At 44.7% G+C, this 6,387-nt stretch carries 6 protein-coding genes and 1 pseudogene; 3 read left to right on the top strand and 4 right to left on the bottom strand.

Annotated features, from left to right (window positions below; translation table 11 throughout):
• From F6J99_RS39775 to F6J99_RS39760, 4 genes and pseudogenes are all read right to left on the bottom strand, one after another.
• Nucleotides 1-695 (bottom strand): annotated as a pseudogene (locus F6J99_RS39775) (penicillin-binding protein 2); the annotation flags it as partial.
• A 214-nt stretch (nt 696-909) separates the two neighbouring features.
• Nucleotides 910-1,443: a hypothetical protein gene (locus tag F6J99_RS39770; protein ID WP_075904257.1), complete on the bottom strand. Its 534-nt coding sequence runs from the start codon at nt 1,441-1,443 to the stop codon at nt 910-912.
• 476 nt (nt 1,444-1,919) lie between these two features.
• Nucleotides 1,920-2,123: a hypothetical protein gene (locus F6J99_RS39765; RefSeq protein WP_293121669.1), complete on the bottom strand. Its 204-nt coding sequence runs from the start codon at nt 2,121-2,123 to the stop codon at nt 1,920-1,922.
• A 90-nt stretch (nt 2,124-2,213) separates the two neighbouring features.
• The gene (locus F6J99_RS39760; RefSeq protein WP_229424105.1) at nt 2,214-2,378 is read right to left on the bottom strand and encodes a CopG family transcriptional regulator; all 165 of its coding nucleotides are present in this window, start codon (nt 2,376-2,378) and stop codon (nt 2,214-2,216) included.
• A 52-nt stretch (nt 2,379-2,430) separates the two neighbouring features.
• Here F6J99_RS39760 and F6J99_RS39755 point away from each other — a divergent pair, with 52 nt between their 5' ends.
• The 3 genes from F6J99_RS39755 to glgB form a co-directional block, all read left to right on the top strand.
• On the top strand, nt 2,431-3,651 hold the full coding sequence (locus F6J99_RS39755; protein ID WP_070395616.1) for an RNA-guided endonuclease TnpB family protein: 1,221 nt from the start codon (nt 2,431-2,433) through the stop codon (nt 3,649-3,651).
• Between the two features lie 81 nt (nt 3,652-3,732).
• Nucleotides 3,733-4,020: a hypothetical protein gene (locus tag F6J99_RS39750; RefSeq protein WP_293121666.1), complete on the top strand. Its 288-nt coding sequence runs from the start codon at nt 3,733-3,735 to the stop codon at nt 4,018-4,020.
• Nucleotides 4,021-4,391: 371 nt separating this feature from the next.
• Nucleotides 4,392-6,387 (top strand): 1,4-alpha-glucan branching protein GlgB (gene glgB, locus F6J99_RS39745; RefSeq protein WP_293121664.1); only part of this gene is annotated, 1,996 nt, incomplete at its 3' end.

The raw sequence follows: 6,387 nt of genomic DNA, 5'->3' as shown, positions 1-6,387 counted from the left end.
CCACGCTCTGCATTAAACTTCTTGATGGTTTCCTTCAGGGCAGAGCGAGCTGCTCGTTGCAGGCGACTATCGATAGTTATTTGTAGCCGCAGGTCATCAAGGTGCATAAATCCTTCTGGCACATGACCTGGCATCAAGGCTCCATTGCCAGCACGGCTCAGTCGGATGTTTTTTATCTCCCGTTCTAGGAACTTTTCTTGGGTGTATTCTAGACCGGCTTGACCCAGATGATCGAAAATGTTTACATAACCCACCACATCTGATGCCAATTCATTTTGGGGATAAAAGCGGGAGTATTGTCGAATCAACTCTAAACCATCTAAGTTCAACCGAGAAATTTGGTCTGCGATCGCTTCTGGGATCGTATTGCCCAAGCGAATACCACTCTTACGTTTACCGAACTGCTCCTCCAAATCTGTTGGTGTTTTTTTGATCATCGGAGCCAGCAAAGCAGCAATTTCCTGTAAGGATTTTTTGAACAACTTCGGGTGAGCATATAAGGTATAGACAGGTCGGTCGATGGCTAAAACATTCCCCTTGCGGTCAACAATAGGACGGCGAGGTACAAAGGGCCGCATATAGACCATTTGCTGCCGCCGTGCTTTTTCCTCTAGGGACGATCCCTCTGAAACTTGCAAACGGTATAAATTTAGCAACAGCCCACTGCCGCCTGCCATCATTATTACCCATATCATTAGCAGTCTCAAACGGTTGTTTCCCAGTGACTTACCGGGCTTCATAAGGTTTTACCTGACTATCATTTTTAACAAATATACCTAAATAAATATACTTAAACAGACACACTTAATTAAATGTATTTCAATAAATATACTTATAAAGATCTACTTAACTAAATATAGCTAAACAGAGTTTTACCTACCCTCATTCGCCCTATACCTAGGCCAAAAACTAGTAACCCAGGGGTGTGATTTTCTTGGGTTTTGGCTCAGGAGGTTTCGTGAAAGCGGTAAATGGCTGGCGCTGAGGACGTTCAGGAGCTCGTTTGAGAAAAATTGTATTACTTGGATTGGGAGTAACCAGCCCTGTAGCTGGATTTTCAGCCTGTTGAGCGAGTTGATCTTTGATCACTTCCGTTGTTGCTGTCATATTGCGCTCATCTCTTTGCAGCTCCTCTAGCTTACGATACTCTTGGGTCCATTGTTGCTGGCTGTAAACTGTCCAGGAATAAACGGTGACAGCAGTAGCAATTAGTGTAAATGTTACTATATCTGATCCCAGTTTTAAAAATAGTAAGGCTTTCAAAAAAATTGGTGTTTGCTGCTGCAAAACACTCACATTTTCAACCTTTGGCTTAGGGTTTTTCGGTGACATCATAGTATCTGTTGGTGGTCGTGCTATCCTAGAACGTTGGTCTTTTGAAATAGCCAATGATTGCTGAGACCGATTTCTTTGACTACGAGCAGAGCGAGGAACAGCATTCATAAAAAACTCCTTAGTTGTTGGAAAAACCTATGGGAAACCGGTAACGTTTAATCAGGGCAGGAAAACAATCTGGTGGCCGAGACTTCAGAGGTCTTAGGCTAGTCAGCTAACTCAAGAAGCGCTACTGACCAGGATTAACTTGGTAGCAGTTATTACTAGCTAAAAAGATGATGCTAGAACGCACCTATCTTAGCATCAGCTCAGATTCAGGAGGAATCGTGAGTTAGGGACAGACGAGGATTTGTGATAGCCTAGAAATTAGTAGTAAAAATCAGAAAAAAACTCCTGAGCGCACCAATAACCCTAGCTATCACCCTAAGGTTAGAGCAAAAAACCAATCCCATCAATAGAAATTATTCCTGTAAATCAATCACACAGCCACACTGATTAATCCAGACGCCACAGGCAGTGCTGAATCGGTTGAGCTTTAGGGCGGCAGCCCCGCGCTGTACCCGTGCTTGGTCAGCGTCTCAAAGTTACCGTAAGGATAGGGTCGCCTTTATGGTTGGTCGGTTATGCATAAAAGAGGTGCGACCCGTGGCGAATTTAATTCGCCTAGCGATGCAGCGCGGTCTTGGGGGTTCCCCCCACTCGCGCTTTGCATCAAGACAAGGAAAGCGCACCTTTGGTGAAAACTTTATGATTAGCGTGATTTGCGCGGTCTTGGGGGTTTCCCCCATGAGCGACTGCATCAAGACAAGGCTCCACTAACAATCAGGTTTCGTCTCTAGGAAGGATAGCCCGGTGATGGAGTGAAACGGAGTCACCAATTAGGAATCCTGGGGGATAGGGAAACGAGCTATCAAGCTTCTAATCAACTCAGAGGGTGTCATCCCTCTCTTATCGGCCTCCTGTTTTAATTGTCGTTTTTCAAATTCAGTTACTCTGACTATCAACTTTTTATCTTTCATCTTTTCGGTATTTTGGATTGTCATATGGATCCCCAAATGTTAGACTAACAATAGGTCGATAAGCAAGAGGACAAAAATGAGATATGCATATCAATACCGATTAAGACTAGCAAAGTCGCAAATTGCAAAAGTAGAGAAATGGCTGGACATGTTGCGTCATCAGTACAACTATTTGTTGGCAGACAGGTTTAATTGGTTTGAGCAGAATCGCTGTCCTATTAATTCTTGTCCCCTTGTTTGTCATTTACCAGATCTAAGAAATAACCCTGACTACTTTTCCCAGAAGAAAACTCTACCTCAGCTAAAGAAAGATAGACCTTGGTATAGTTATATTCACGCTCACGTATTACAGGATTGCGTAAAGAGAGTAGATCTGGCTTTTAAGCGGTTTCTTAAGGGAGATAGTAATGGGAAAAAGAGCGGAAGACCTCGATTTAAAAGTAAAAATAGATACAAGTCGTTTACTTTTCCTTCTCTATCCAAGAATCCTATAAATGGCAACATCTTGACTCTTCCAAAATTTGGCAAAGTCAAGATAATTTATCACCGACCTATCCCAGAAGGATTCAAAATCAAAACAGCTACCATAACCCGAAAGGCTGATGGCTACTATGTTACGTTGTCAATCCAAGATGATAGTGTTCCAGAGGTTATCCCAGTAGATAGCGTTGAAAATCCCATTGGGATAGATATGGGTCTCAAGTCTTTTCTTGTTAAGTCTGATGGTTCAGAGGTACCAATACCCCAATACTATCGAAAGGCTCAAAAACGGCTAAAGAAGATCCAAAAAGTTGTTAGTCGGTCTAAAAAAGGTAGTAACAACAGGAAAAAGGCTGTTAGCAAATTAGGCAAAGCCCATAAAAGAGTTGCTGACACTCGGAAAGACTTTCATTTTAAAACAGCAAAGGGATTACTAAACAATCATGATTTAGTAGCTCATGAAAAGTTGAACATTAAAGGTTTAGCGAAAACTAAATTAGCTAAATCTATATTAGATGCTGGTTGGGGTCAATTTCTGTCTATCTTATCAGTCAAAGCCTTAAATGCTGGACTAATCACGAAGGCAGTGAATCCCAGAAATACCAGCCAAAACTGTTCCAATTGTGGAACGAAAGTCCCTAAAAAATTAAAAGACCGCATCCATTCTTGTCCTCACTGTGGGTTTACAGCGGATCGTGATGTGAATGCGGCAATAAACATATTGAATTTGGCGGTGGGGCGTCCCGTCAGCAGTAAAGCTTGCCGAGTAACCGAAGGGATACCTGGTGTTGGCAAGAAGCCCGCGTTGTCCCGTTAGGGCAACGTCGGGAGTACGTCACATAGGATTTGATTAACGACTCAATTGAAGTAATCAATCTTGTTGGTGATGGCTAAATTGTTGAAATTGTTAGGAATTGGCCTAGAATTAACTATCGCTATACTTATAGCTAGACCAGGTTGGTGTTTACCACCTCCGGAAGATCTACCAGAAGAGGTGTTGAGAACTGAGATTATTATTGAAGCGCGATCGCCTCTTGATGGCAAGCCAATGAATCCCGCTGAATACGCCCAACTGCAAGATGCCATAGCACAACGCTCAACCAGCCCTGGCCTTGACCCCCAGATTCGAGAATTGATTTTTCTGTTGCAACTGAGCGATTTGTTTCGGACAATCCTTCCGTTCTAACGGTGATACTCCCAGACCTGTTTACCCGACGGGGTGACAAACTGCCTTAAAAGCTTTACGGGGTGTGGGGTGTGGGGTGATGGGTGTAGGGTAACCCACCCCTAACCCCTCCCAGGAGGGGAAGATCAGGAGCTGGCGGAGTTGCGACGGGACGGTTAAATCAGGTTTGGGAGCGATTGTTATCCCACCGGCTCACTCCAAATTCCCTGTCAGCCATGCAAAGCGCGAGTGGGGGAAACCCCCGCAGGTCGGCACTGGCTCCCCTGTTCCGAAGCTGCATCGCTTCTATTTTCCCCACCCCCTACCCCCCACACCCTACACCCTGTTTAGTTTAATGCCTTGTTGTCACCCCCTGAGCCTGTTTACCCTGAATGTATTCAAGAATTAATCCCGAACAAATTGACCAGATCGTAGGAAACCAACATCATAACCCCTTTGAGGTGCTTGGTTCCCATAAATTTGAGCAGGATGGTAAGGTGAGTTGGGTGGTGCGGGCTTATCTACCAAATGCAGAAGCAGCATGGGTAGTTCTGCCAACGGAAAGGAAGTCTTACCCAATGCAATCGGTACACCATCCTCACTTCTTTGAGGTGGAAATTGAAACACCTCGGCTGGCTAATTACCAACTGCGCATTAAAAAAGGCGGACGCGAATGGGTTAGCTATGACCCCTATCACTTCCGTTCTGCCAAACTAACCGAGTTTGATTTGCACCTATTTGCAGAAGGGAATCATCACCGCATCTACGAGAAACTGGGGGCTCATCCTACAGAAATTGATCGGGTTGAGGGAGTCTATTTTGCCGTTTGGGCACCTAATGCTCGTAATGTTTCAGTGATCGGGGATTTTAATCATTGGGATGGGCGTCAACATCAGATGCGCAAAGGAACCACCGGTATCTGGGAACTCTTTATTCCTGAACTGGGAGTGGGAGAATCCTACAAGTACGAGATTAAAAATTCCGAAGGTCATATCTACGAGAAATCTGACCCCTATGGTTTCCAACAAGAGGTCAGACCGAAAACTGCTTCGATTGTTACCAACTTGGATGACTATCAGTGGCATGATCACCACTGGATGGAGCATCGGCGTCACACTGACCCCTTGAGGCAACCGATTTCTGTCTATGAGCTACATCTGGGCTCTTGGCTTCATGGTTCTTCAGGTGAAATTCCTCAGGGAGCAAATGGTGAAACCCTAACCGTGGTAACCGTTTCAGACCTCAAACCAGGAGCCCGTTTCCTGACTTACCGAGAACTAGCCCAAAAATTAATTCCTTATATCAAGCAATTGGGCTTCACCCATATCGAAATCTTGCCCCTGGCGGAGCATCCCTTTGATGGCTCTTGGGGCTATCAGGTTACCGGTTACTATGCCTGTACCTCGCGCTATGGTAACCCACAAGACTTGATGTATTTTATCGACCAGTGCCACCAAAATGGGATTGGGGTAATTTTGGATTGGGTACCCGGTCATTTTCCCAAAGATGCTCATGGTTTGGCTTTCTTTGATGGTACTCATCTCTATGAATACGCCGATCCCCGTAAAGGTGAACATCAGGAGTGGGGAACCTTAGTCTTTAACTATAGCCGTAACGAAGTGCGGAATTTTCTGGTAGCTAACGCTTTGTTTTGGTTTGATAAGTACCACATTGATGGCATGCGGGTGGATGCCGTAGCATCTATGCTCTATCTGGACTATTTACGTGGGGATGGAGAATGGATACCAAATCAGTATGGGGGTCGGGAAAATCTGGAAGCGGTGGATTTCCTCAGGCAAACTCATCAGGTGATTTTTGGTTATTATCCTGGTGTTCTCTCCATTGCGGAAGAGTCAACGGATTGGCCGATGGTGTCTTGGCCAAATTATTTAGGAGGTTTGGGATTTAATCTGAAGTGGAATATGGGCTGGATGCATGATATAGTAGACTACTTCAGCATGGATCCCTGGTTTCGCCAGTTCCACCAGAATAATGTTACCTTCAGCATGTGGTACAACCATGCTGAGAATTATATGCTTGCCCTATCTCACGATGAGGTGGTTCATGGCAAGAGTAATATGCTTGGGAAAATTCCTGGGGATGAGTGGCTCAAGTTTGCTAATCTCCGCTGTCTGTATGCTTATATGTTTGCTCACCCAGGTAAGAAAACTCTATTCATGAGTATGGAGTTCGGTCAGTGGAGTGAGTGGAATGTCTGGGGGGATTTGGAATGGGATTTGTTGCAATATCAACCCCATAAAAATTTAAAGCAGTTGATTAGTGACCTGAATTATCTCTATCGCAGGGAACCGGCGCTTTATACTCAGGATTTTGACCAGGACGGCTTTGAATGGATTGATTGTAGTGACAATCGCCATAGTGTTGTGA

Source organism: Moorena sp. SIO4G3 (genome assembly GCF_010692305.1).
In the GTDB taxonomy this organism is placed as follows: domain Bacteria; phylum Cyanobacteriota; class Cyanobacteriia; order Cyanobacteriales; family Coleofasciculaceae; genus Moorena; species Moorena producens_A.
Note: the sequence above shows the minus strand (reverse complement) of the source record. Positions and strands in the feature narration are given on the sequence as shown.